This window comes from Kitasatospora sp. NPDC059673 (assembly GCF_042734215.1).
GTDB lineage: Bacteria > Actinomycetota > Actinomycetes > Streptomycetales > Streptomycetaceae > Kitasatospora.
In genome coordinates this window covers 65,895-90,011 of record NZ_JBHWEN010000018.1, presented here as the reverse complement: position 1 = coordinate 90,011, position 24,117 = coordinate 65,895, and the positions used below count along the sequence as shown (strand labels likewise).

Here is a 24,117-nt window from a genome sequence, read left to right as displayed (position 1 = left end):
TTACTTGTTGACGACAAGCTTGGTGACGGGGTTGACTCCTGCCCACCTCGCCGCAACGTTGCGGCTCTGTCAGGGAGGCACCCCTCACCATGAACGCAATGATGCGTCGCGTCGTCGTCGGCACCGCCGCTGTCTCGATGGCTCTGACCATGGCCGCCTGCGGCAAGGCCGGCAGTGACAAGAAGGACGGCGCGGCCTCGGGCAACAACAAGTCGATCGGCCTGCTGCTGCCGGAGAACGCCTCCTCGACCCGCTACGAGTCGTTCGACAAGCCGTTCATCGAGAACAAGGTCCGCGCGCTCTGCTCCGACTGCAAGGTCGAGTACAGCAACGCCGAGGGCTCCGCCGCGAAGCAGAAGCAGCAGTTCGACACCCTGATCGCCCAGGGCGTCAAGGTGATCATCCTGGACGCGTTCGACGCCAAGTCCACCCAGTCCTGGGTGAAGGAGGCCGCCGACAAGGGCGTCAAGGTCATCGCGTACGACCGCCTGGCCACCGGCCCGGTCTCCGCGTACGTCTCCTTCGACAACGAGAAGGTCGGCGAGCTGCAGGGCCAGGCCCTGGTCGACGCCCTCGGTGCCAAGGCCGCCGACGCCAACATCGTGATGATCAACGGTGACGACGCCGACCCGAACGCGGGCAAGTTCAAGTCCGGCGCGCACAAGGTGCTGGACGGCAAGGTCAAGAGCGTCGTCTACGAGCAGAGCGGCGAGTGGAAGCCCACCGTCGCGGGCCAGAAGATCGGCGCCGCCATCTCCTCGCTCGGCAAGGACGGCTTCCAGGCCGTCTACTCCGCCAACGACGGCATGGCCGGTGCGATCATCACCCAGCTGAAGGCCCAGGGCGTCAGCGTCCCGGTCGGCGGCCAGGACGCGGGCCTGGACGCGATCCAGCGCCTGGTCTCCGGCGACCAGGCCTACACCATCTACAAGGCCTACAAGCCGCTGGCCGAGGGTGCCGCCGAACTCGCGGTCGACCTGCTCCAGGGCAAGGACATCAAGGGCGTCGCCACCGCGACCGTCGACAGCGACACCGACAAGGGCATCCCGGCCACCCTGCTGGAGCCCAAGGTCGTCACCAAGGCGAACATCAAGGACACCGTGATCGCCGACAACCTGTACAAGGTCGCGGACATCTGCACCGCCGACTTCGCCGCCGCCTGTACCGCGGCCGGCCTGCAGTAATACCCGCCCGGCGGGGGCTTCCTGACCACCCGGAAGCTCCCGCCGGCCCTTTTTGTTCCCGCAGTCCCACCCCGCGCGTCCGGACCGGCGCGCGGGTCGCCCGTGTCGGAAACGTCAGGTCCGACACGGAACTCAAGGAGATGGTTCACGTGACAGGCGCACCCGTACTGGCGTTGCGCGGGGTCTCCAAGCGCTTCGGTGCCGTCCAGGCACTCACCGACGTGCAACTGGAGGTCCACGCGGGCGAGGTCGTCGCCCTGGTCGGCGACAACGGCGCCGGAAAGTCCACCCTGGTCAAGACCATCGCGGGCGTCCACCCGATCGACGAGGGCGTCATCGAGTGGGAGGGCAAGCCGGTCTCCATCGGCCGCCCGCACGACGCCCAGGCGCTCGGCATCGCCACCGTCTACCAGGACCTCGCCCTGTGCGACAACCTCGACGTGGTCGGCAACCTGTTCCTCGGCCGCGAGCTCAAGCGCTTCGGCACCCTGGACGAGGTCGCCATGGAGAAGCGCGCCCGCGAACTCCTCGACACCCTGTCGATCCGCATCCCGAGCGTCCGGATCCCGATCGCCGGCCTGTCCGGCGGCCAGCGCCAGGTGGTCGCGATCGCCCGCGCCCTGGTCGGCGACCCGAAGATCGTCATCCTGGACGAGCCCACCGCCGCCCTCGGCGTCGAGCAGACCGCCCAGGTCCTCGACCTGGTCGAGCGGCTGCGCGAGCGCGGCCTCGGCGTGATCCTGATCAGCCACAACATGGCCGACGTCAAGGCCGTCGCGGACACCGTCGCGGTGCTCCGCCTGGGCCGCAACAACGGCAGCTTCGAGGTGGCCAGCACCTCGCACGAGGAGATCATCTCCGCCATCACCGGCGCCACCGACAACGCGGTGACCCGTCGTCAGGCCCGTATCGCGGAGGACGCCAAGTGAGCACCGAAACCCCCACCACGCCCACCCCGCCCGCCGTCGACCCGCGCCTGCTGGTCCGCAAGGAGGGCCTGGCCGGCTACTTCGAGGAGTTCGGCCGCAAGCTGCGCAGCGGCGAGATCGGCTCGCTGCCGGTCGTGGTCGGCCTGATCATCATCGCCGTCATCTTCCAGTGGAAGACCGGCTCCTTCCTCAACGCCGACAACATCACCAACATCAGCAAGTGGATCGCCGGCCCCGGCCTGATCGCCGCCGGTGTGGTCTTCGTGCTGCTGCTCGGCGAGATCGACCTGTCGCTCGGCTCGATCGCCGGTGTCACCGCCGCGATCTCCTCGGTGCTGGCGGCCCGCCAGGGCGTCAACGAGTGGCTGGCGGTGCTGATCGGCATCGCGGCCGCGATCGCCATGGGCGCCGTGCACGGCTTCTTCTTCTCGAAGGTCGGCGTGCCCGCGCTGCTGGTCACCCTGGCCGGCATGCAGGCCTGGCTCGGCGTGCAGCACCTGGTCATCGGCAACCTCGGCACCGTCAACAACCTCAACGACGGCGTCATCGCCAACCTGGACACCTACTTCCTGGGTGACGGCGACATCGTCTGGGCCTGGCTGTTCGCGATCCTCGCCATCGTGCTGTTCGCCGCCGGCCAGCTGTTCGACGCCCGCCGCCGCAGCGCCGCCGGCCTGCCGGCCCGCCCGATCGCCGAGATCGCGCTGCGCACCGGCGCGCTCGCCGTGGTCGCGCTGGTGGTCGCCTACATGCTCAACCAGGACCGCGGCCTGCCGCTGCCGCTGGTGCTGTTCGTCGGCGTCGTCGCGCTGGGCGACTTCGTGCTCCGCCGCACCACCTACGGCCGGCAGATCTTCGCGGTCGGCGGCGGCATCGAGGCGGCCCGCCGGGCCGGCATCAACGTCGCCTGGGTGCGCACCTCGGTGTACATGATCTCGGCCGGCCTGGCCGGCTTCGGCGGCCTGTTCATCGCCTCCCAGCAGGGCTCGGCGGACAAGTCGCTCGGCAGCGGCACCATGCTGATGAACGCCATCGCGGCAGCCGTCATCGGCGGCACCAGCCTGTTCGGCGGCCGCGGCAAGCTCTGGTCGGCGCTGCTCGGCATCCTGGTCCTGCAGTCCATCACCACCGGCCTGGACATGATCCACGCCCAGCAGGCCATCCAGTACATGATCACCGGCGCGGTGCTGCTCGCCGCAGTGGTCCTGGACTCGGTCTCCCGCCGCACCCAGAAGTCCAACGGACGCGGCTGACCCGCACCACCCGCAACCGCGCGACCGGCACACCTCCCCGCCATACCGGGGCCGGTCGCGCGGTTCGGTGCTTTTCCGCCCCTGCCACCCGAACGGGGGTCGGGGTTGCCCGCCGCACTACGGACGGGTAATGGACATTAGACTCAAGCGGGGCGTACGCCCTCCGGGCCCATGCGGGCGCGAGAACTTGGACGAGGAGGAACGGGTGGCCCTGCTGACCCGTATTCGGGGACCGCGCGATCTCGATCGACTCACCCCCGCGCAGATGTCGGCACTCGCCGAGGAGATCCGCGCCTTCCTGGTGGAGGAGGTCTCCAAGACCGGCGGCCACCTCGGGCCCAACCTCGGCGTGGTCGAACTGACCCTCGCCATGCACCGGGTCTTCGACTCCCCGCGTGACCGGATCCTGTTCGACACCGGCCACCAGAGCTACGTCCACAAGCTGCTGACCGGCCGCCAGGACTTCTCCCGGCTGAAGATGAAGGGCGGCCTGTCCGGCTACCCCTCGCGCGCCGAGTCCGAGCACGACGTGATCGAGAACTCGCACGCCTCCACCGTCCTCGGCTACGCCGACGGTCTCGCCAAGGCCAACAAGATCCAGGGCCACAAGGACCGCGCCGTGGTCGCCGTGATCGGCGACGGCGCGCTCACCGGCGGCATGGCCTGGGAGGCGCTGAACAACATCGCCGACAGCCAGGACCTGCCGATCGTCATCGTCGTCAACGACAACGAGCGGTCCTACTCGCCGACCATCGGCGGCCTCGCCAACCACCTCGCCACCCTGCGCACCACCCAGGGCTACGAGCGCTTCCTGTCCTGGGGCAAGGACGCGCTGCAGCGCACCCCCGTGGTCGGCCAGGCGATGTTCGACACCCTGCACGGCGCCAAGAAGGGCCTGAAGGACTTCATCGCCCCGCAGGGCATGTTCGAGGACCTCGGCCTGAAGTACCTCGGCCCGATCGACGGCCACGACCTGCAGGCCCTGGAGTCCGCGTTCACCAAGGCCCGCAACTTCGGCGGCCCGGTGATCGTGCACTGCATCACCGAGAAGGGCCGCGGTTACCACGCCGCCGAGAACAACGACGAGGACCGCTTCCACGCGGTCGGCGTGATCCACCCCGACACCGGCCTGCCGGTCAAGACCGCCGGCAAGGACTGGACCTCGGTGTTCGGCGAGGAGATGGTCGCGCTCGGCCGCGAGCGCCGCGACCTGGTCGCCATCACCGCCGCCATGCTGCACCCCGTCGGCCTGGCCCCGTTCGCCAAGGCCTACCCGGAGCGGATCTTCGACGTCGGCATCGCCGAGCAGCACGCCGCCGTCTGCGCCGCGGGCCTGGCCACCAACGGCCTGCACCCGGTGGTCGCCGTCTACGCGACCTTCCTGAACCGGGCCTTCGACCAGGTCCTGATGGACGTCGCCCTGCACAAGCTCGGCGTCACCTTCGTGCTCGACCGGGCCGGCGTCACCGGCACCGACGGCGCCTCCCACAACGGCATGTGGGACATGTCGATCCTCCAGGTCGTCCCCGGCCTGCGCCTCGCCGCCCCGCGCGACGCCGAGCAGGTCCGGCTCCAGCTGCGCGAGGCCGTCGAGGTCGCCGACGCCCCCACCGTGGTCCGCTACTCCAAGGGCAACGTCGGCCCCGCCGTGCCCGCCGTCGGCACCGTCGGCGGCATGGACGTGCTGCGCCGCCCCGAGGGCGACACTGCGGACGAGGTCGCCGACGTGCTGATCGTCTCGATCGGCGCGATGGCCCCGATCTGCCTGGAGGCCGCCGAACTCCTCGCCGTGCAGGGCATCAGCAGCACCGTGGTCGACCCGCGCTGGGTCAAGCCGGTCGACGCCGCGCTGCCGGGCCTGGCCGCCCAGCACCGCCTGGTCGTCACCGTCGAGGACAACGGCCGGGCCGGCGGCGTCGGCTCCGCGATCGCGCAGGCGCTGCGCGACGCCGACGTGGACGTGCCGCTGCGCGACTTCGGCATCCCGCAGGAATTCCTCGACCACGCCTCGCGCGGCGAGATCCTGGAAGAGATCGGCCTCACCGCCCCCGCCCTCGCCAAGAAGATCGAAGCACTGGTCAGCACCCGCTCCTTCGCCCGGAGCTGACCACCCGGAATCCCCCCAGCGCACCGTCACGGGACCGCCTTTTGGCCCCGTGGCGGTGCGCTTATTGTCGGACGGTCACACTCATTCGTGGACTGCCACTGACTACGCCCGTCCACGCCCGGTAGGTTGTCACCCGTGTCCCACACCCTCACGAGCAGCCGACGTGCCCTTGCCGAGCGCCTCCCAGAGCGCCTGCGCACCGGGTACTGGACCAGACTGGTCCCGCTGCTCGCCGTGCTGGCCACCCTGACCCACCTGCCGTCCTTCCTGCGCCCGGTGTGGAGCCCCGACGAGGGCTACCTCGCCACCCAGGCCCGGATGCTCGCCGACGGCGGCGTCCTCTACGACACCGTCGTCGACCGCAAACCCCCGCTGCTGCCCTGGCTCTACGAAGCCTGCTTCGCGCTCTTCGGATCCGCCTCGCTCTGGCCGCTGCGCACCCTCGCGATCGTCGCCCACCTGACCACCGCCATCCTGCTCGCCTCGCTCGCCCGCGGCCGCTGGGGCGACAAAGCCGGACGCTGCGCCGGCATCCTCTACCTCCTGCTCTCCATCGGGCTCTCACCCGAGGACACCCAGGCCGCGACCTTCGAAGTCTTCATGCTGCCCGCCATGGTGGCCGCCTTCCGCTACGCCGAACGCCGCCGCTGGCTGGCCGCCGGCATCGCGGTCGCGCTCTGCTCGCTCACCAAGCAGACCGGCGGCGCCGTCATGCTCCCCGTGCTGTGGATGCTCCTCCAGGACACCCGCCGCCGCGGCGTCCGCTGGCCCCCCGCACTCGCCAAGATCGGCTTCGGATTCGCGCTGCCGATAGCGCTGGTCGCCGTCATCCTCACCAAACCCAAGGGCTTCCTGTTCTGGGTCGTCACCGGCTCCGGCGACTACGCCGGCCTCGGCTCCAACTGGCCCCAGATGATCGGCCGCGCACTCGGCAACTCCGCCATCCTGATGAGCGCCAGCCTGGCCTTCCTGCTGCCCTTCGCGCACCGCCTGTGGCTGCGCCACCGCCGACGCCCCGTCCCCGCCCGCGGACCCGAGCACGGCTCCACCGTCGACCTGTGGATGTGGCTGCTCTCCTCGGTGATCGCCGTCTCCGTCGGCTTCCACTTCTTCGGCCACTACTACCTCCAGCTGATGCCCCCGCTGGTCCTGCTCGGCGTCGGCGCCGTCGCCACCTCCGCGATCTCCTGGCGGCCCGTCCTGATCTACTCCGCCCTCGCCAGCAGCTTCTTCTGCGGCCTCGCCGTCCTGTGGCCCGGCCAGCGCCTCACCCAGACCACCGAGGTCGCCACCGCCATCGCCGCCCAGACCACCCCCAAGGACACCGTCCTGATCTGGGGCATGCACCCCGAGCTCTACTGGCTCGCCGACCGACGCCCCGTCACCCGCTACCTCACCGCCGGCTTCCTCACCAACTTCAGCGGAGGCAAGGGCGGCGACAAGGTCGGCGAACAGTACTCCGTCGCCGAGGCCTGGCAGACCTTCGACGACGAGATCTCCACCAACGGCTTCCCCGAGGTCGTCGTCGACGACTCCGGCACCTCCCCCTACCAGCCCGACATGGTGCCGCGCATCGCCACCCTGCTCGACACCCACTACGAGGTCGTCGGCGTCACCGGGGACACCGTCATCTACCGCCTGAAGAAGGGCTAGTCGTGGGGTACGCCCTCGAAGCGGTCGTCGCGGCCGAACCCCTGCTGCGCGCCGCCACCGCCGACCTCCCCGACGCCCACGTCGTCCCGCTCGCCCAGGGCCTCGCCCTGCTGCCGATGACCGACGACCTGCACGACGCGGTGATGGACGGCACCCCCGCCCACCCCGGCTTCCGGAAGCTCCCCGGCGGCTTCCACCACACCCTCGCCACCTGGTCCGCCACCGGCCCGGTCGCGTACGTCGAGGCCGACATCTGGGGCGGCACCGGAGACCAGTCCGTCGCCGTCTGGACCCGCGGCGCCCTCACCCTCGGCCCCCTCACCGCACCGACCGGCAGCCCGATCTCCCTCGCCCTCCGCCACCTCGGCGCCCACGCCGACGGCCACCACGACGAGTTCGACGCCCTCGGCCTCGGCCGCCACCGCCGCACCGAGGCCTGGCTCAAGGACGCCTGACCCCCGCCGCGAACCCCGCCACCGCCGCCACCAGCCCCTCCGGCCCCTCCGGCCGGAACGCCGAATGCGGCGGCTCCGGACACCCCGGCAACTCCACCGCCGCTGGTGCACCAGCCCCTCCGGCACCGACGGCACCCCCACCGGCAGGACTGGGTCGGCCCGGACCAAGGTAGCCCCGTGGCACGACAACGGGCGGGCAGCCCTCCCCCGTGGGGGAGTGCTGCCCGCCCGTTGACGGAACGCTTTGTCAGGCGGGGACCGAAGCCAGGCCGGGGGCCAGGAACTTCTTGCCGTTGATGCGCTCGGAGACGCCCTCGCGGTCGAGGTACGGGGTGATGCCGCCGAGGTGGAAGGGCCAGCCGGCGCCGGTGATCATGCACAGGTCGATGTCCTGCGCCTCGCCGACGACGCCCTCGTCGAGCATCAGGCCGATCTCCTGGGCGACGGCTTCCAGGGCGCGGGCGCGGACCTGGTCCTCCGTCAGGACGGAGTCGCCGAAGGTGAGGAGGGCGAGGACCTCGGGGTCGAGGACCTGGGCGCCGTCCTGCCAGATGTAGAAGCCGCGCTTGCCGGCCTTGACGACCTTGCCGAGGTTCTCGGAGACGGTGAACCGCTCCGGGAACGCGCCGTGCAGCGTCTCGGAGACGTGCAGGGCGATGGCCGGGCCGACCAGTTCGAGCAGCGCGATCGGGGACATCGGCAGGCCGAGCGGCTTCACCGCGGCCTCGACGGTCTCGAACGAGGTGCCCTCGTCGATGATGTTCTGGATCTCGCCCATGAAGCGGGTCAGGATGCGGTTGACCACGAACGCGGGGGCGTCCTTGGTGAGCACCGCGGTCTTCTTCAGCTTCTTGGCGACCCCGAACGCGGTGGCCAGCGAGGCGTCGTCGGTCTTCTCGGCCCGGACGATCTCCAGCAGCGGGAGGATCGCGACCGGGTTGAAGAAGTGGAAGCCGACCACGCGCTCCGGGTGCTGGAGCTTGGAGGCCATCTCGGTGACCGACAGCGAGGAGGTGTTGGTGGCCAGGATGGTGGTCGGCGAGACCACCGCCTCCAGCTCCGCGAACACCTTCTGCTTGACGCCCATCTCCTCGAACACGGCCTCGATGACGAAGTCCGCGTCGCCGAACGCGACGGCCTTGTCGAGGTGGCCGGAGACCAGGCCCTTGAGCTTGTTGGCCTTGTCGCCGCCGATGCGGCCCTTCGCCAGCAGCTTGTCGATCTCGCCGTGGACGTAGCCCACGCCCTTGTCGATGCGCTCCTGGTCGATGTCGGTGAGTACCACCGGCACCTCCAGGCGGCGCGCGAACAGCAGCGCCAGCTGGGAGGCCATCAGACCGGCGCCGACCACGCCGACCTTGGTGACCGGGCGGGCCAGCGACTTGTCCGGCGCGCCGAACGGCTTCTTCGCGCGGCGCTGCACCAGGTTGAAGGCGTACAGGCCGGAGCGCAGCTCACCGCTCATGATCAGGTCGGCCAGCGCGGCGTCCTCGGCGTCGAAGCCGGCCTGCAGGTCGCCGTCCTTGACCTGCTGGATGATGTCGAGCGCCTTGTACGCGGCCGGAGCGGCCCCGTGCACCTTGGCGTCGGCGACCCAGCGGCCCCACAGCACGGCGTCGTCCCACGCCTTGCCGCGGTCGAACTCCTCGCGCTCGACGACCACGTCGCCCTTGAGGACGCGCGCGGCCCACAGCAGCGACTGCTCCAGGAAGTCGGCCGGCTCGAAGATCGCGTCCGCGATGCCGAGCTCGAACACCTCCTTGCCCTTGAGCTGCTTGTTCTGGGCCATCGAGTTCTCGACGATGACCTTGACGGCCTTGGCCGGGCCGATCAGGTTCGGCAGCAGGGTGCAGCCGCCCCAGCCGGGCACCAGGCCGAGGAACACCTCGGGCAGCGAGAACGCCGGGACGCCCGCGCTGACGGTGCGGTAGGAGCAGTGCAGGCCGACCTCGACGCCGCCGCCCATCGCCGCGCCGTTGTAGAACGCGAAGGACGGGACGGGCAGCGCGGCGATCCGCTTGAAGACGTCGTGGCCGCCCTTGCCGATGGCCAGCGCGTCCGCGTGCTCCTTGAGCACCTCGACGCCCTTGAGGTCGGCGCCGACCGCGAAGATGAACGGCTTGCCGGTGATCGCGACGGCGACCACCTTGCCCTCGGCGGCCTCGGCCTCGACCTGGTCCAGCGCCTCGGACAGCTTCGCCAGCGAGCCCGGGCCGAAGGTGGTCGGCTTGGTGTGGTCGAAGCCGTTGTCCAGGGTGATCAGCGCCAGCTTGCCGGCCTGCAGCGGCAGGTCCAGGTGGCGCACGTGCGCGGTGGTGACGACCTCGCCGGGGAACAGCTCGGCGGCGCGCTGCAGCATCTCAGTGGTGCTCATGGTCACTTACCACCCTCGAAGTGCGGGTTCTCCCAGATGACGGTTCCGCCCATGCCGAAGCCGATGCACATGGTGGTCAGGCCGTAGCGGACGTCCGGGCGCTGCTCGAAGCGGCGGGCCAGCTGCGTCATCAGACGCACACCGGAGGAGGCCAGCGGGTGGCCGAACGCGATCGCGCCGCCGTACGGGTTGACCCGCTCGTCGTCGTCCGCGATGCCGTAGTGGTCCAGGAACGCCAGCACCTGGACGGCGAACGCCTCGTTGACCTCGAACGCGCCGATGTCCTCGATGGTCAGACCGGCCTTGGCCAGCGCCTTCTCGGTCGCCGGGACGGGGCCGATGCCCATCACCTCGGGCTCGACGCCCGCGAACGCGTAGCTCACCAGGCGCATCTTGACCGGCAGGCCCAGCTCGCGGGCCACGTCCTCGGCGGCCAGCAGCGAGGCGGTCGCGCCGTCGTTCAGGCCCGCCGCGTTGCCCGCGGTGATGTTGCCGTGCGGACGGAACGGGGTCTTCAGACCGGCCAGCGACTCCATGGTGGTGCCCGGGCGCATCGGCTCGTCCGTGGTCGCCAGGCCCCAACCGGTCTCGCCGACCTCGGGGTTGGTGTTGCGGATCGCGATCGGCACCAGGTCCGGCTGGATGTCGCCGTTGGCGTACGCCTTCGCCGCCTTCTCCTGCGAGCGCACCGCGTACGCGTCGCAGCGCTCCTTGGTGAGGTGCGGGAAGCGGTCGTGCAGGTTCTCCGCCGTCATACCCATGAACAGGGCGGACTCGTCGACCAGCTTCTCCGAGACGAACCGCGGGTTCGGGTCCACGCCCTCGCCCATCGGGTGCCGGCCCATGTGCTCCACGCCGCCGGCCACGACCACGTCGTAGGCGCCGAACGCGATGCCGCCCGCGGTGGTGGTGACGGCCGTCATCGCACCCGCGCACATCCGGTCGATCGAGTAGCCCGGAACGGACTTCGGCAGACCCGAGAGCAGCGCGGCGGTGCGGCCGATGGTCAGACCCTGGTCACCGATCTGAGTGGTCGCCGCGACGGCGACCTCGTCGATCCGCTCGACCGGCAGGTTCGGGTTGCGACGCACGAGCTCGCGGATGCACTTGACGACCAGGTCGTCCGCCCGCGTCTCGTGGTACATGCCCTTCGGGCCGGCCTTGCCGAACGGGGTGCGGACGCCGTCGACGAAGACGACGTCCCTCGCGGTACGAGGCACGGGGGCTCTCCTCCCAAGGGGACATGGCTGGGCGAGCGCGCAAACCAGCGGCGCTGCTACGCGACCAATCTACCCACGAGTAACAACGGTGGGCAAGGAGATGAAAGAGTGAGCGAGACCGCACCGTGAGCGGGCACGAAACGCGAGCGGGCGTGAACCCAGGGCGCGAAAACTGTGCGCACCCGCCTGCGTTGCTACTCGCTCGCCGTCTTGAACGCCTCCGCCAGCACCGGCGCCACCAGCTCCGTCTGCCAGGCGCGGGCCCCCAGGGCCCGCAGTGCGTCGGCGATCGACGTCGCGTCCGGTCGGGTCGGCGGCTCCCAGGAGACGCGGCGGACCAGGTCGGGGGTGATCAGGTTCTCCGCGGGGAGGTGGTGCTGCTCCGCAAGCGCGGCGACGGCAGCCCTCGCACCGGTGAGGCGGGCCGCCGCGACCGGGTCCTTCTCGGCCCAGGCGCGCGGCGGCGGCGGCCCGTCGTGCGGGGCCGTCGCGGAGGGCAGCGCGTTCTCCGGGATCGCGCGGGCACGTTCGATCGCACCCAGCCACTGTTCGAGCTGGCGCCGGTTGACCCGGGGCCCGAAGCCCTGGACGGCGATCAGCGCGGGCGCGTTCAGCGGCATGGCGAGGGCCGCGTTGACGATCGCGCTGTCGGCCAGCACCCGGCCGGGGGAGACGTCGCGTTCGCGGGCGATCCGGTCGCGGGTCAGCCAGAGCTCGCGGACGACGGCGAGCTGGCGGCGGCGGCGGACCTTGTGCAGCTGGGAGGTGCGCCGCCAGGGGTCCACCCGGGGGGCGGGGCGGGGCGCGGCGGCGAGGGCGGCGAACTCCTGGTGGGCCCAGTCGAGCTTGCCCTGCCGGTCGAGTTCGGTCTCCAGTGCGTCGCGCAGGTCGACCAGCACCTCGACGTCGAGCGCGGCGTAGCGCAGCCAGGGCTCGGGCAGCGGGCGGGTGGACCAGTCGACCGCGGAGTGCTCCTTGGCGAGCGAGAGGCCGAGGACGTTCTCGGTCATCGGGCCGAGGCCGACCCGGGGGAAGCCGGCGAGCCGGCCGGCGAGTTCGGTGTCGAACAGCACGCCGGGGTGCATGCCGACGTCGAACAGGCAGGGCAGGTCCTGGGTGGCGGCGTGCACGACCCACTCGGTGTCGTGGATGGCCTCGTCCAGCGCGGACAGGTCGGGGCAGGCGATCGGGTCGATCAGCGCGGTGCCCGCGCCCTTGCGGCGCAGCTGGATCAGGTAGGCGCGCTGGCCGTAGCGGTAACCGGAGGCGCGTTCGGCATCGACGGCGACGGGGCCGGTGCCGGTGCGGAAGGCCGCGATGACGGCGGCGAGTGCCGCTGGGTCCGACACCACCGGTGGGAGTCCGTCCCGGGGTTCGAGGAGCGGAACCGGGGCGATCTCTTCTGGGATGGAGGCTACGGCGTCGGTCACCCCCCAAGGGTACGTCGTGTCCCGCTGCCGGGAGTGTTGTCCGACTGGTCGGACCATGTTCGGACCTCGGCCGCTCGTAACCGGCGGGCCGGAACGGGCAGGCGGTGGCGAGGTGACGGGCCGTCGGGGGACGTCACGGAAACGGCCCGGAGGAAACGTTCCTCCGGGCCGCCACCAGGGACGATGCGGATCAGTGGATGATTCCGGTCCGCAGCGCCACGGCGACCATTCCGGCCCGGTCGCCGGTGCCGAGCTTGCGGGCGATGCGGGCCAGGTGGCTCTTCACGGTGAGCGCGGACAGGCCCATCGCGACGCCGATCGCCTTGTTCGACTGGCCTTCGGCGACCAGCCGCAGCACCTCGACCTCGCGGCCGGACAGCTCGCGGTAGGCGGAGGGCTGTGCGCCGGGCGCACCGGGAGCGCCGGGGGCGGCGCCGGGCTGGCCGGGCGCACCGTGCATGCCGGGGTGGTGGTGGCCGGGGATCCCGGGGCGGCGCATCCGGCCGGCCAGACCGGCGCCGATCGGGAGCCCGGGGCGGCCGGGCATCGGCATGCTGGTGCGGGTGCCGGTGACCACGTAGCCCTTGACGCCGCCGGCCAGTGCCGAGCGGACCGCGCCGATGTCGTCGGCGGCGGACAGTGCCAGGCCGTTGGGCCAGCCCGCGGCGCGGGTCTCGGCGAGGACGGTCAGGCCGGAGCCGTCGGGGAGGTGGACATCGGCGATGCAGATGTCGCGCGGGTTGGAGATCCGGGGCCGGGCCTCGGCGATCGAGGAGACCTCGATGACGTCACGGACGCCGAGCGCCCATAGGTGCCGGGTCACCGTGTTCCGGACCCGGGGATCAGCGATGACCACCATGGCGGTGGGCTTCGTCGGACGGTAGGCGACCACGTTTGCGGGGTGCTCAAGAAGGACCGACACCTGGGGCCTCCTGCGGGGAGTGGCGGACGGAACCCCGAGGGGGCGGTCGGAGTGTTCCGCGTCTGGAAAGGGTCACTGACACCTTCGGCAACAACCGTGACCGGCTTTAGCAAGTGATCACGATCTGGTGAGTAACAATACGGACAAATCGCGCGGGCGAGCGGTACGACGTGCCCGGAAATCGCACGGATTCGATCGATTTCGGCCGCCCGGTGATCACGAACGGTCGGGTAACCGACCGGGAGCGTCCACGAAGTCGCACTCCGTCAGCCCTGCGGGTGGTCGCCGGACCGGGACGTGCGACTGTCCCCCCGGGGTGTCTACGGCGCGGGCGGTGCGGACACCCGTGCGAGCCCGGGCGCGACGGCGGCGCCGGGCCGGACGGCGGTCAGTGCGGGTTGCGCGGCCGGCGGCGGGCCGGCATCGGCACCACGCCGCCGAGCCCGCCGGAGTCGGCGGCCGGCGCCGGGGTGGACGGGGCGGGCGGCAGCCCGGCGCACACGCACAGCAGCTCGGCCCAGGCGGCCAGGTGCCGGTCGAAGCGGCGGTCGGCGGGCGTCCAGGACGCGCGCAGCTCGATCTCGGTGGAGGCGCCGCGCTCGGCCAGCGCCCCGAAGTACTGCGAGTGGCATCTGGTCACGGTGCCGCTCGGCTCTTCGAACCCGGCGCCGTGCGCCTGGAGGGCGTCCAGCAGCCAGCTCCAGCCGACCTCGGACAGCAAGGGGTCACCGGCCATCTCCGGTTCCAGCTCGGCCCGGGTCATGGTGACCACCCGGAAGTCGCCGTTCCAGGCCTCCGGTGAGGCGGGGTCGTGCAGCAGCACCAGGGTGCCGTCGGCCAGTTCCTCGCCGTCCACCTCGACCGAGGCGGACAGCGCGAAGGTGTACGGGGCCAGCCGGCGGGGGGCGGGCTGCGGGGACAGCCGTACCTCGGGACGCAGTCGCGCCCCGGTCAGCGCCTCGACCGCCTCGCGGAACTCGATCGGCACCGACTCCCTGCCCGTTCCTCCACCCTGTGCGGATTGCCCGCCGACCGCTGCCATGTCCGGAAGCCTAGGTGGCGCGGGCCCGCAATCCGAGCACTTTCGTTCCTCCGGCGTGCCGAAATTCCGGAAATCGGCCAGGCCGGGACCGCTGTCCGCGCCACCCGTGTCCGAGGTGTCCGTTTTGCCTGGTGGACGGCCGGGACGGGACCGCCCGCGTGCGAGGATGTGGGACGTGAGTGAGACCCCCGCAGCCCAGTCCGGTCAGCGGCCCCGCGGCGCCGCGTACGACTCCGTCTTCCTGCGCGCCGCACGCAACGAGCCGGTGCCGTACACCCCCGTGTGGTTCATGCGGCAGGCCGGCCGCTCGCTGCCCGAGTACCTGAAGGTGCGCGAGGGCATTTCGATGCTCGACTCCTGCATGCGGCCCGAGCTGGTCAAGGAGATCACCCTGCAGCCGGTGCGCCGGCACAAGGTGGACGCCGCGATCTTCTTCTCCGACATCGTGGTGCCGCTCAAGGCGGTCGGCATCGACGTGGAGATCAAGGGCGGCGTCGGCCCGGTGATCGCCGACCCGATCCGCACCAAGGAAGACCTGCAGCGGCTGCGCCCGCTGGAGCCGGACGACATGCCGTACATCACCGAGGCGGTCGGCCTGCTGGTCGCCGAGCTCGGCGCCACCCCGCTGATCGGCTTCGCCGGCGCCCCGTTCACGCTGGCCAGCTACCTGGTCGAGGGCGGCCCGTCGAAGTCGTACGAGAACACCAAGGCGATGATGTACGGCGAGCCCGAGCTGTGGGCGGAGCTGGTCGATCGGCTCGCGGTGATCACCTCGGCGTTTCTGAAGATCCAGATCGAGGCGGGCGCCTCGGCGATCCAGCTGTTCGACTCCTGGGCGGGCGCGCTCGCCCCCGATGAGTACCGCCGCTCGGTGATGCCCGCCAGCGCCAAGGTGTTCGACGCGGTCGCGCCGTACGGGGTGCCGCGGATCCACTTCGGCGTCAACACCGGCGAGCTGCTCGGCCTGATGGGCCAGGCCGGTGCGGACATCGTCGGCGTCGACTGGCGGGTCCCGCTGGACGAGGCCGCCAACCGGGTCGGCCCCGGCAAGGGCCTGCAGGGCAACCTCGACCCGGCCGTGCTGTACGCCCCCACGCACGTCGTGGAGACCAAGGCCCGCGAGGTGCTGCACGCCGCCCAGGCGCTCGGCGGCAGCCACCACATCTTCAACCTCGGCCACGGCGTCATGCCGACCATGGACCCGGACGCGCTGACCCGCCTGGTCGCCTTCGTGCACGAGGCCAGCGCTCGCTGACTCCGGCCGCGCTCGCCGCCGCCGAGGAACACCAGGACCGCCAAGGCCCGGCGGTGAGTGTCCCTCGGCGGGCGGCAGGCCGAGCTTCAGCAGGATGGTGCCGATGTGCCGGCCGCCGCCGCTGCCTCCGACACCGGCGGCGGTGCTGTGTGGTGATTGCGTGCCGCTGTGTTAAGCGGTCAGGCCTCGGTGTCGGGCGTCGGGGGATGCTGTGGGGGTGCGGGCAGGTTCTTCGACGCGGTGGGGGCCGCCCGGCGGGGGCGGGTGCGGTAGTGGCGGCGGAGGAGCCAGGCGGCGGGGCCCAGGATCAGCAGGAACGGGGCGCCGGCGGCCAGGGCGACGAGGAGACCGTGCAGCAGGGTGAGCAGGGCGTGCCAGCCGCCGGTGAGGGCCTTGCCGACGGAGGCCCAGAAGCCGTCCTTGTGCTTGGGCACGGCGCCGGTGGGGCGCTGGGCGTCCGTCAGCAGGTCCAGGGTCACGGTGGACAGCGACGTTCGGGAGGCGAGCTCCTGCTGCTGGCGTTCCAGTGCCTCCAGGTCGGACTCGCGGCGGGTCAACTCGCTTTCCAGGGAAACCACTTCGGAGAGCGTCTTGGCCTCGGCCAGCAGGGCGCGGACCCGGTCCACGCTGGCCCGCATCGACTTGACCCGGCTGTCCACGTCGGCGATCCGGTCGGTCAGGTCGTCGGCCTGGCTGGTCAGGGCGAGCCGCTGGCCCAGCCCGCCGAGCGCGTCCACGGTCTTCTGGTAGGACTCCGACGGCACCTTCAGCGTCAGCGTCGCCTCGGCGCCGTCGCCCGCGCCGCGCCGGTTTTCGCCCGCCACGTAGCCGCCGGCCTGTCCGACCAGGTCCACGGCCTTGTCCCGGGCCGCCTCCAGGGTGTTCACCCGGACGGTCATCCGGGCCTGGTAGGCGATCTGACGGCTCATCGGCTGCCCGTTCGCCCCGGTGGACGGGGCCGCCGAGCCGCCCGCCCCGGCTGCGGCGTCCGCCGCCCTGCCGCCCTCGGCCACCGCCGGCGCGGCTGCGTGGTCCGCCGCCTTGGCCCCGGACGACGAACCGCTTCCGCTCGCGCTGCATCCGGCCAGCAGCAGCACCGCCGCCAGGACGCCGGCCGCCCCCGCGCCGCGCACCCGTACTCCCATGTGTCCGTCCCCTCCCCGGGTAGCGGGCGGGCCGCTCGCCCGCCCCGTCGGCACTGTGACGCGCGGGCCCGCGAACCGGACCCGCACCGGCGGTACCGGAATGATCACGCTGCGGCGTCACTGCGGTCTCGGCGCCGTGTGCGGGCCGGTTCGGGATTCGGGATAAGGGCTGGAAGACTTCGAGGCATGGCGAAACCTCACGTCGTGGTGATCGGTGGCGGCGTCGCGGGCCTGGCCGCGGCCGCCTTCCTCAGTAGCCGACCGGTGCGGGTCACCGTGCTGGAGGCATCCGACCGCTTCGGCGGCAAACTGCTCGGCGGGGAGGTCGGCGGCGTCGGGGTCGATCTCGGCGCGGAGTCGATGCTGGCCCGCCGCCCCGAAGCCGTCGAGCTGGCCCGGCAGGTCGGTCTCGGCGAGCAACTGGAACCGCCCACCACCGCCAAGGCGTCGATCTGGACCCGCGAGGGCCTGCGCCCGATGCCCGGTGGTCAACTGATGGGCGTGCCCGGCGACCTGGACGCGCTCAAGGCCTCCGGCGTGCTCACCACCGAGGGGTTGGAGCGGGCCGCGCACGAGCAGCCCGCCGAGATCGGCGACGACGCCCCGATCGGCACGTACATTGCCGCCCGGCTCGGCCGCGAGGTCGTCGACCGCCTGGTCGAACCGCTGCTCGGCGGCGTGTACGCCGGGCACGCCGACGAGATCTCGATCCGCGCCGCCGTCCCGCAGCTGCTGCCGCTCGCCCGGCGCGACGGCTCGCTGACCGAGGCCGTCCGCGAGCTCACCGGCCGCGCCACCGCCACCGGCCCGGTCTTCCAGGGCCTGCGCGGCGGCCTCGGCACCTTCCCCGGAGCCATCGCCGCGTACGATCGCGAACACGGCGCCGAACTGCTCACCGGCCACCCCGTCGAGGCGCTGCGCCGCACCCCCGACGGCTGGCAGGTCACCACCGCCGGACGCCAACTGCACGCCGACGCCGTGGTGCTGGCCGTCCCCGCCCCGCACGCCGCCGCGCTGCTCGCCGCCGACGCGCCCGCCGCCTCGGCCGAGCTCCGGCAGGTCGAGTACGCCTCGATGGCGCTGGTCACGCTGGCCTTCCGGCGGGCGGACCTGGCCGACAGCCCGCTCACCGGCAGCGGCTTCCTGGTGCCGCCGGTGGACCGCCGCAACATCAAGGCGTCCACCTTCTCCAGCAACAAGTGGGGCTGGCTGGAGCGCTCCGCGCCCGACACCTTCCTGCTGCGCACCTCGTTCGGCCGGCACCGCGAGGACGCCGCGCTCCAGCTGGACGACGCCGAGCTGGTCGCCCGCTCGCTGGCCGACCTGCACGCCGCCGTCGGCCTGGACGCCACCCCCTACGACCACGCCGTCACCCGCTGGACCGACGGCCTCCCGCAGTACCCGGTCGGCCACCTCGACCGGGTCGAGCGGATCCGCACCCAGCTGGACGCGCTCGGCGCGATCACCGTCTGCGGCGCCGCCTACGACGGCGTCGGCATCCCCGCCGTCGTCGCGAGCGCCCGCCGGGCCGCCGACGCCGTCCACCCCGCCACCTGAACCATCCCGCACAGAAGGGACAATGGGCTCATGACCGAAAGCACTGAGCAGCCCGTGAAGAAGAAGGCCCGCGACCTCAACCAGGTGATCCGCTACACCATGTGGTCGGTGTTCAAGCTCAAGGACGGCCTTCCCGAGGACCGCTCCGCCCTGGTCGCCGAGGTGGACGCCCTCTTCGAGCAGCTCGCCGCCAAGGACGTCACCATCCGCGGCACCTACGACGTGTCCGGTCTGCGCGCCGACGCCGACCTGATGATCTGGTGGCACGCCGAGAACTCGGACGACCTGCAGGAGGCGTACAACCGCTTCCGCCGCACCGAGCTGGGCCGCCGCATGGAGCCGGTCTGGTCGAACATGGCGCTGCACCGCCCCGCCGAGTTCAACAAGTCGCACATCCCGGCGTTCCTCGCCGACGAGCGGCCCCGCGAGTACGTCTGCGTCTACCCCTTCGTCCGCTCCTACGAGTGGTACCTGCTCCCCGACGCGGAGCGCCGGGCGATGCTGGCCGAGCACGGCCAGATGGCCCGCGGCTACCCGGACGTCCGCGCCAACACGGTGGCCTCGTTCGCGCTCGGCGACTACGAGTGGCTGCTGGCCTTCGAGGCCGACGAACTCCACCGCATCGTCGACCTGATGCGCGACCTGCGCCCGTCCCGCGCGCGCCTGCACGTGCGCGAGGAGGTGCCGTTCTTCACCGGCCGCCGCAAGTCGGTCGGCGACCTGGTCGCCGGACTGTTCTGACCTGCCCCGACAGCCGCCACCGCGCCCCGGCGCCGTGGCGGCTGCCGGCGTTTCGGCATTCTTGCTAGCGGTGGCTCAGCGCCGCGCGCAGGCGCGGGTCCTGGACGGCCTCGGGGCCGCGGATCGCGACCGCGGTGAGCAGATCGTCGGCGGCGCCGGTGCGGCAGATGTGCGGCCAGCGCAAGGTGCGCAGCAGGCGCTGGCCGGCGGGGGCCGCCCAGGCGGTGTAGGCGTGCACGTCGACCCGGGCCATCAGCAGGGTGCCGCCGGTCAGCACCAGCGGCAGGGCGTACCAGGCGAGCGCCGTCCGGGCCGCCTGGCCGTCGGCGGTCAGGACGACCGTGAGCAGCAGCATCGCGACCGCTCCGAACAGCGCGTACCGCACCTGCCGGACCGCCCGCCGGGCCCGGTCGCGGACCACCGCCGGCGTGGCCAGCCCGGCCAGCGCCAACCGGTCGCCGATGTCCCGGACGGTGGGGTGGGTGGCCAGTGACGCCTTCAACTGGGCGGTGCGGCACTGGCCTTCGGGGCCGATCGCGCTGAGCAGCGCCCGCTCCAGCCGGCCCCGGCCCTGCGGATCGACCACCGTGGTCCACCCCGTGTGCGCGAGGTGCAGCCGGCCCAGCCCGGCCATCCGGACCAGCGCCAGCTCCACCACCCGGCCCGGGCCGCCCGCCAGATACGCGGTCTCGTACAGGCCGATCCCGGCGGCCCGGTCGGCGGCCGGCAGGTCCTCGGCGAGGGCATCGGCGATCGCGGCGACCCGGACCAAGTGCAGACAGGACAGCACCGCGGCGGCACAGGTCGGGATCAGCAGCAGCACCCACATGGTGTTTGTTCTAGCCCTGCGTGCGCGGCAAACGGAATGGATCCACCTGCCGCGATATCGAACTGTGACACGAACTCAGCTCGACCCGCAGGAACTGGACGAGCCGCAGGAGCTGGACGAACCGCACGAACTCGACGAGCCGCAGGAGTGCGACGACCCGCCGCAGGAGTGCCCGCCCGAGTGCCCCGAGTGCCCCGAGTGGCCGGAGTGGCCGGAGTGATCCGAGGAGCCGGACGATCCGCACGAGGCGACGGGGCTCCCGCACCACGCCCCGCCGCCGGCCGCCGTCGCGGTGTCCGAGGTGCTGAACGAGTGCGTCGAACGTCCGGCCTTCGCCATCCGGACCGGCCGGGCCGCGGTGCCGTCGAGCGCCTCGCGCAGCGGCAGGTCCGCGGGGTCGGTCAGCGCGGCGGACCCGTCCAGGGCGAACGCGCCCACCACGGCGGCGTGCTCCCGGTCGAGCTCGCGGGGACGCCACGGGCTGCTGCCACGCACCAGCTCCAGCTGACGCTCCCCGGCGGGCGTGATCCGCGCCTTCGGCGGCCGTCCGACCAGCAGGTGCACCGCGGTGACCAGGGTCAGTGCCCCGAACGCGAAGAACGGGGGAGTGCCGGTGTCCCGCTCCGGACCGTTCAGCCAGTGGGCGGTGGTGACCGCCCCGAGCCCCAGGGTGACGCACAGCGCGGCCACCTCCAGCCGGCGGGCCCGCCAGGCCGCCCGGAGCGCGGCCGGGTGGCGCAGCAGGCCGCGGGCCGCCAGTGCGTCGCCGATCCGCTGTACGTCCGGGCTGCCCAGCACGGAGGCGCGCAGCACGGACAGGTCCCGCCCGGTACGGCCGCCGACGGCGGTGATCAGCACCCGCTCGACGTCGTCGCGCGGCGCGGTGTCGGTGACCGTCACCCGGTGGGCGCGGGAGATCACCACCCGGCCCTCGCGCTCCATCCGGACCAGCGCGGTGTCCACCACCCGGGCCGGACCGCCGGCCAGGAAGGCGGCGTCCAGCAGCGGCATACCGCGCCCGGGCAGGCCCTTCGGTTCGGCGACCCGGCGGCAGCGCCGGTCGAAGACGGTGGCAACGGTCATGGTCACGGAGACCAGGGCCAGGGCCAGGACGAACTGGATGTTCCACATTCCCCCGGGTGTCCTTTCGTGCGATGGATCGGTGCGGCGGCAGCGCGATGGATCGGTGCGATGGATCGTGCGGCGGCAGTGCCGTGGTGCGGTGCGCCGGGTAGGCGGTGTGGTGCAGCGATGGATCGGTGTGGCGGCAGCGCGGTGGTGCGGTGCGCCGGGTAGGCGGTGTGGTGCAGCGATGGATCGGTGTGGCGGGAGCGCGGTGGTGCGGTGCGCCGGGTCGGTGGTGCGGTGCAGCGGTGGTGAGGTGCAGTGCTGCGGAGCGACGGTGTGGCGGGTGGGTGCGGTGCAGCGGTGGTGCGGGCGGTGGCGGCCGTGTGGTGGCTACTGGTGTGCCTTCGCGTGCCGTTGTGGCAGGAGGCGGGTCCAGCGGCGGGTGGTGGGGTGGAGCAGGTGGTGGAGGGCCGGGTGCCAGGGGGCGGTGGGTGCGGCGTCCAGGGCCCAGGCGGCGAAGGTGCGGGCGTCGGCCCGGTAGCCGCCGGTGAGCGGGTGGTCGGCGGCGTAGCGGCGGAACAGCGGCGCGAAGTCCGTGCCGAGCAGTTCGGGCAGTTCGGGCATCAGGTGGCCGACGGTCTCCCGGCGCTTGGCGAGCAGGCCCTCGGTCTGGGTGCGCAGTTGTGCGGGGTCGAAGCCGTCCGGGGCGGGGCCGCCGGCCACCAGGGCGGTCAGCAGTTGTTCCTGGCGGTGGGCCAAGTGGTGGCGGGCCAGGGCGAGTTCGGCGTCGGCGCGGTCACGGATCAGGTATTCGTCCAGTTCGGACACGGTCGGGCTCCTTCCGGTGGTCGCGGGCCGTGCGGTGGACCCGGCGGATGGCGTCGAGTTCGGCGGACAGTTCGGCGGGCGGCGGCCAGGCGCCGTCGCGTTCCAGCAGCACCCCCGGCGGGTCGGTGCGTTCACACAGTGCGGCGAGCACCTCCAGTACGGGGGCGGTGACGGGGTGGGTGTGGGTGTCGTGCCACACGCCGTCGCGCTCCACGCCGCCGGCGACGTGCACGTAGGCGAGCGCGTCCAGCGGCAGCCGGTCGAGTTCGGCGGCCGGGTCGATGCCCAGGTTGACCCGGTTGGTGTGCAGGTTGGCGACGTCCACCAGCAGGTGCACGCCGGTGCGTTCGACGAGTTCGGCGAGGAACTGGGCCTCCGTCAACTCGTCGCCGGGCCAGGCCAGATGGGCGGCGATGTTCTCCAGCGCCAGCGGCACCGGCAGTTCGCGCTGGGCGATCCGCACATTGGCGGCCACCACCCGCAGCGCCTCTCGGGTGCGCGGCACCGGCAACAGGTGCCCCGCCTCCAGGCCGCCCGCCCGGACGAACGCCAGGTGCTCGCTGACCAGCGGCGAGCCGAGCGCCTCGGCGACCGCCGCCAGCCGGGCCAGCCGCGCCGGGTCGGGTTCGGTGGCGTCGCCGAGCCCGAGCGAGACACCGTGCGGGACGACGGTGACGCCCCGTCCGCGCAGCGCGGCCAGTGAGGGCGGCAGGTGGTCGGCGCAGACGTTCTCGGCGACCACCTCCACCCAGTCCAGGCCGGGCAGCCGCTCCACGGCGGTGTCGATCTCGGGTCGCCAGCCGAGCCCCGTGCCCAGCTGCGGAATTCCGTGCGAGGACACAATCCACCCCTTCCCGCCGGGCCTTTCGACGACCCCGGTCCCCCATGCCGAGGGTGTATCCGGACGGAGCCGGTGCCAAGCAGGACACCGGAAACTCAGAGCTGAACTTGAGCTTTCCCGACCACTGAACAGACCGGCCCGCAGGTGGGGGAAATTCAGCAGCGCGCAGGCGAACGATTGACTAACGTGACATGCCTATGACTTCTATGCCGTACCACATCCGCCCGTTCGCACCCGAAGACGCCGCCGGGGCCACCGAGGCCTACCGGGCCGGCCGGCCCCACCTGGTCGTCACGCCCGAGGTGACCAGCTGGCTCGTCGGTCTGCCGCACTACAACCTGCTGGTCGCCGAACGCGGCGGGCAGGTGGTCGGTTCCGCGAGGTTCGGCCCGGTCACCGAGAGCACCACCCCGCACCAGGGCTTCCTGAACGTCAGCGTGGTGCCCGAACACCGCGGCGCCGGCATCGGCACCGCGCTGCTCACCGCCGCCGAACGCGAACTCGCCACGCTCGGCGTCCGCGACGCCCACGGCTGGGCGGACAGCACCCCCGAGGCGCTCGGCTTCGCCGCCGCCCGCGGCTACCTCAAGGGCCGCCGCGCCCAGTACGCCGGCCGCGACCTCACCGCCCCGCTGCCGCCGCTGCCGCCCACCCCGCCCGGCATCGAACTGCGCACCGCCGCGGACTTCCTGGACGACCCGTACCCCGTCTACCTGGTCGACATCGACGCCACCCGCTCCGAGCCCGGAGACCTGACCCTCGACGACCAGTCGTACGAGAGCTGGCTCGCCGAGATCTGGCAGCGCCCCGACCAGGACCACACCCTCACCACCGTGGCCCTCGACCACGGCGAGGCCGTCGCCTTCTCCGCCGCCCAGACCGACGGCCGGAACTACTGGTCCGCCTTCACCGCCACCCGCTCCACCCATCGCGGCCGCGGCCTCGCCAAACTCGCCAAGGCCCACGCCCTGCATCGCGCGCAGGCGCGGGGGCTGGCGGCCGCGTACACGCACAACGACGGCGAGAACGTGGCGATGCTCGCCATCAACGAGTGGTTCGGGTACCGGGTCTGTGCGGAGGAGTGGAAGTACAGCCGGACGCTGTAGCCGGCGGGCGCGAAGCCCGGGAGAGCGCAACCGGGGGCGCGTGGGGTACCTCCCGGCCCGCCAGGGCGGGGGGAGAACTGGGCGACAAGCGCAAGTCACGTCCGCAAGGTCGCGATCACGTGCAGGTCACTGTCCTGCGTCGCGATCTTGCCGATGAGCGCCTTCCGCTTCGCGCAGT

18 protein-coding genes and 1 pseudogene are annotated in these 24,117 nt (G+C 72.2%); 10 read left to right on the top strand and 9 right to left on the bottom strand.

The window, feature by feature from the left end; translation table 11 throughout:
• Positions 1-89 precede the first annotated feature (89 nt).
• The 6 genes from ACFV18_RS21585 to ACFV18_RS21560 all read left to right on the top strand — a co-directional run bounded on the left by ACFV18_RS21585 (position 90) and on the right by ACFV18_RS21560 (position 7,581).
• The gene (locus ACFV18_RS21585) at positions 90-1,184 is read left to right on the top strand and encodes a sugar ABC transporter substrate-binding protein (protein WP_380485539.1); all 1,095 of its coding nucleotides are present in this window, start codon (positions 90-92) and stop codon (positions 1,182-1,184) included.
• 140 nt (positions 1,185-1,324) lie between these two features.
• A complete protein-coding gene (locus ACFV18_RS21580; RefSeq protein WP_380485537.1) occupies positions 1,325-2,113 on the top strand; it encodes an ATP-binding cassette domain-containing protein in 789 nt (262 codons plus the stop codon).
• Positions 2,110-3,366 (top strand): sugar ABC transporter permease, encoded by a 1,257-nt coding sequence (locus ACFV18_RS21575; RefSeq protein WP_380485536.1) that lies wholly within the window; start codon positions 2,110-2,112, stop codon positions 3,364-3,366. Before ACFV18_RS21580 ends, ACFV18_RS21575 begins: the two co-directional genes overlap by 4 nt.
• Positions 3,367-3,571: 205 nt before the next feature.
• Complete coding sequence (dxs, locus tag ACFV18_RS21570) at positions 3,572-5,473, top strand: 1-deoxy-D-xylulose-5-phosphate synthase (RefSeq protein ID WP_380485534.1); 1,902 nt, start codon at positions 3,572-3,574, stop codon at positions 5,471-5,473.
• 135 nt (positions 5,474-5,608) lie between these two features.
• Positions 5,609-7,126 (top strand): ArnT family glycosyltransferase, encoded by a 1,518-nt coding sequence (locus ACFV18_RS21565; protein ID WP_380485532.1) that lies wholly within the window; start codon positions 5,609-5,611, stop codon positions 7,124-7,126.
• Between the two features lie 2 nt (positions 7,127-7,128).
• Positions 7,129-7,581: a hypothetical protein gene (locus ACFV18_RS21560; RefSeq protein ID WP_380485530.1), complete on the top strand. Its 453-nt coding sequence runs from the start codon at positions 7,129-7,131 to the stop codon at positions 7,579-7,581.
• 247 nt (positions 7,582-7,828) lie between these two features.
• Here the strand turns inward: ACFV18_RS21560 and ACFV18_RS21555 are convergent, their stop codons facing one another.
• From ACFV18_RS21555 to ACFV18_RS21535, 5 genes are all read right to left on the bottom strand, one after another.
• Complete coding sequence (locus ACFV18_RS21555) at positions 7,829-9,955, bottom strand: 3-hydroxyacyl-CoA dehydrogenase NAD-binding domain-containing protein (protein ID WP_380485528.1); 2,127 nt, start codon at positions 9,953-9,955, stop codon at positions 7,829-7,831.
• Positions 9,956-9,957: 2 nt separating this feature from the next.
• On the bottom strand, positions 9,958-11,175 hold the full coding sequence (locus ACFV18_RS21550; protein ID WP_380485526.1) for a thiolase family protein: 1,218 nt from the start codon (positions 11,173-11,175) through the stop codon (positions 9,958-9,960).
• Between the two features lie 194 nt (positions 11,176-11,369).
• Complete coding sequence (locus ACFV18_RS21545) at positions 11,370-12,605, bottom strand: HRDC domain-containing protein (protein WP_380485524.1); 1,236 nt, start codon at positions 12,603-12,605, stop codon at positions 11,370-11,372.
• Between the two features lie 190 nt (positions 12,606-12,795).
• Entirely contained in the window at positions 12,796-13,527 is a 732-nt protein-coding gene (locus tag ACFV18_RS21540) for a LuxR C-terminal-related transcriptional regulator (protein ID WP_380485521.1), read from the bottom strand.
• 388 nt (positions 13,528-13,915) lie between these two features.
• Entirely contained in the window at positions 13,916-14,569 is a 654-nt protein-coding gene (locus ACFV18_RS21535; RefSeq protein WP_380485520.1) for a DUF3000 domain-containing protein, read from the bottom strand.
• Positions 14,570-14,735: 166 nt separating this feature from the next.
• Here ACFV18_RS21535 and hemE point away from each other — a divergent pair, with 166 nt between their 5' ends.
• Positions 14,736-15,824, top strand: coding sequence for a uroporphyrinogen decarboxylase (gene hemE, locus ACFV18_RS21530; protein ID WP_380485518.1), 1,089 nt, complete (start codon positions 14,736-14,738; stop codon positions 15,822-15,824).
• A 179-nt stretch (positions 15,825-16,003) separates the two neighbouring features.
• On the opposite strand, the gene ACFV18_RS21525 is transcribed toward hemE, so the two are convergent.
• Complete coding sequence (locus ACFV18_RS21525; protein ID WP_380485516.1) at positions 16,004-16,969, bottom strand: DUF4349 domain-containing protein; 966 nt, start codon at positions 16,967-16,969, stop codon at positions 16,004-16,006.
• A 186-nt stretch (positions 16,970-17,155) separates the two neighbouring features.
• Here ACFV18_RS21525 and hemG point away from each other — a divergent pair, with 186 nt between their 5' ends.
• A complete protein-coding gene (hemG, locus tag ACFV18_RS21520; RefSeq protein WP_380485514.1) occupies positions 17,156-18,526 on the top strand; it encodes a protoporphyrinogen oxidase in 1,371 nt (456 codons plus the stop codon).
• Positions 18,527-18,556: 30 nt separating this feature from the next.
• Positions 18,557-19,267 (top strand): hydrogen peroxide-dependent heme synthase, encoded by a 711-nt coding sequence (gene hemQ, locus ACFV18_RS21515; protein WP_380485512.1) that lies wholly within the window; start codon positions 18,557-18,559, stop codon positions 19,265-19,267.
• A gap of 64 nt (positions 19,268-19,331) precedes the next feature.
• On the opposite strand, the gene ACFV18_RS21510 is transcribed toward hemQ, so the two are convergent.
• The 3 genes and pseudogenes from ACFV18_RS21510 to ACFV18_RS21500 form a co-directional block, all read right to left on the bottom strand.
• Positions 19,332-20,096: a TIGR04222 domain-containing membrane protein gene (locus ACFV18_RS21510; protein WP_380485510.1), complete on the bottom strand. Its 765-nt coding sequence runs from the start codon at positions 20,094-20,096 to the stop codon at positions 19,332-19,334.
• Between the two features lie 75 nt (positions 20,097-20,171).
• Positions 20,172-21,227 (bottom strand): TIGR04222 domain-containing membrane protein, encoded by a 1,056-nt coding sequence (locus tag ACFV18_RS21505; protein WP_380485507.1) that lies wholly within the window; start codon positions 21,225-21,227, stop codon positions 20,172-20,174.
• Positions 21,228-21,647: 420 nt separating this feature from the next.
• Positions 21,648-22,818 (bottom strand): annotated as a pseudogene (locus ACFV18_RS21500) (DUF692 domain-containing protein); the annotation flags it as partial.
• Between the two features lie 206 nt (positions 22,819-23,024).
• Here ACFV18_RS21500 and ACFV18_RS21495 point away from each other — a divergent pair.
• Positions 23,025-23,939 (top strand): GNAT family N-acetyltransferase, encoded by a 915-nt coding sequence (locus tag ACFV18_RS21495; protein ID WP_380485506.1) that lies wholly within the window; start codon positions 23,025-23,027, stop codon positions 23,937-23,939.
• Positions 23,940-24,117: the final 178 nt, after the last annotated feature.